1 protein-coding gene is annotated in these 376 nt (G+C 64.9%); it reads right to left on the reverse strand.

The window, feature by feature from the left end; all coding sequences use genetic code 11:
• A partial coding sequence (locus tag HMPREF2656_RS09845; protein WP_246825157.1) for an ABC transporter substrate-binding protein occupies nucleotides 1-376 on the reverse strand: 376 nt, incomplete at both ends.

Below are 376 nucleotides of genomic sequence, written 5' to 3' on the forward strand. Positions count from 1 at the left end.
TGAGCCACACGGCGGGGAACTCGACGGTTTCCAGTTTGATGTTGAAGCCGACGTCGCGCAGTTGCGAGAAGATCAGCTCGGATGCGGTCTGCGCGTACGGGAGGTTGGGCACTGTGATGGTGACCTCCGGGGTGCGCCCGGCGAGCAGTTCGCGGGCCTTGTCGGGATCGAACGGGTAGTAGTTGTGTCCTGTAAACCACGGGTCGGTCGGCGGGACGGGGGCGCCGCCGGTGTCGGTGGCCAGACCGTTGTAGACCACCTCGTTGATCGCGTCGCGGTCGATTGCGTACGCCACGGCACGGCGGATGTCCGGATCGTCGAATGGGGCGCGCTGGTTGTTCATACTCAGCAGCACTTCGCCGTTGGTGGTGCCCAC

The sequence above is a fragment of the Corynebacterium sp. HMSC034B08 genome (assembly GCF_001835805.1).
Classification (GTDB): Bacteria; Actinomycetota; Actinomycetes; order Mycobacteriales; family Mycobacteriaceae; genus Corynebacterium; species Corynebacterium coyleae.